The organism is Mycobacterium sp. shizuoka-1 (assembly GCF_002723835.1).
In the GTDB taxonomy this organism is placed as follows: domain Bacteria; phylum Actinomycetota; class Actinomycetes; order Mycobacteriales; family Mycobacteriaceae; genus Mycobacterium.
Map to the genome: position 1 here is coordinate 1 of NZ_BEWG01000144.1, position 1,202 is coordinate 1,202.

Here is a 1,202-nt window from a genome sequence, read left to right on the forward strand (position 1 = left end):
GCCATTCCGGGGTCGCGGACAACGAGTTGGCCGATCAGCTGGCGACGCGGGGATTGCAGGAGGCGGTCGCCGCGGCGGCGGTCGCGCTCTAGCGAGTTGTCCACACACTCCGGTTCATCCCCAGATCGGGTTGTGCCCGAATTTTCTGTCGGCGGCCGGGCGTAGCGTTTCGACATGGACTCGAACACTTGTTCGATAAATGTGGCACTGGGAGCTCTCGACGATGCCGTCGACGCTCTGGCCGCCGTCGACGTGGAGTCCTTGTCGCCGCCGGATCGGTTCGCGGTGGTGGACCGGTTGGAGAATGCGCGCCGCCGCCAGATCGCCCTGTCGCATGCGGTGGTAGCCCGGTTGGAGCGGTTCGAGGGCTGCCCGCCGGTCGGGATCACGCTGGCCGATGTGTTGCGGGTCAGTCCGCGCGAAGCCCGCCGCCGGATCCGCGACGCCGCCCAGTTGGCACCGCGCACCACCTTGACGGGCGAGCTGTTGCCGCCGGCGCTGCCCGAGACCGCGAAGGTATGGCACGACGGGCAGATCGATGGCGAGCATCTCGAGGTGATTCAGAAGTTCTTCCGAGATCTGCCCGACCACGTCCCGCCCGTGGAACGGGAAAAGGCCGAACGGTCACTGGCGGAGAAAGCGACGGTGCTGCGCCCCGACCAGTTGGAAAAAGTCGCCGCACGCCTGGCCCTGCATCTGAACCCCGATGGCACGTTCTCCGACGAGGACCGTGCGCGCAAGCGCAGCTTCACCTGGGGCCGCCAACGCCCCGACGGCATGCGGGAAGGCAAACTGCTCGCCGACCCCGAACTGCAGGCAGAGCTGGAACCCTGGTTCGCGAAATTCGCCGCCCCGGGAATGTGCAACCCCAACGACGACAACCCCGCGATCACGCCGTCGCACGACGCGGCCGCACGCGATTCCCGCACCCACGGCCAGCGCCAACACGACGCCCTCAAGGCTTTGGTCCGCGGACAGTTGGGCGATCCAAAGCTCGGACAGCACAACGGCTTACCCGTCACCGTCATCGCCACCGCCACCGTGCAAGACCTCCAAGCCCAAACCGGGCACGCCGTCACCGCCGCCGGCACCCTGCTACCCATCCCCGACCTCATCCGCATGGCCGCCCACGCCTACCAACTTGTTGAATCAGGAGCAGAAGAGCTCGGCCAATGGTCATGCTTTTCGAGGCGGTGGCCGGC

At 67.1% G+C, this 1,202-nt stretch carries 1 protein-coding gene and 1 pseudogene; both read left to right on the forward strand.

The window, feature by feature from the left end; all coding sequences use genetic code 11:
* Nucleotides 1–92: pseudogene (locus tag MSZK_RS31115) on the forward strand (ribonuclease HI); the annotation flags it as partial.
* A gap of 82 nt (nt 93–174) precedes the next feature.
* The coding region (locus MSZK_RS31120; protein ID WP_099252362.1) for a 13E12 repeat family protein at nt 175–1,202 on the forward strand (1,028 nt) is incomplete at its 3' end.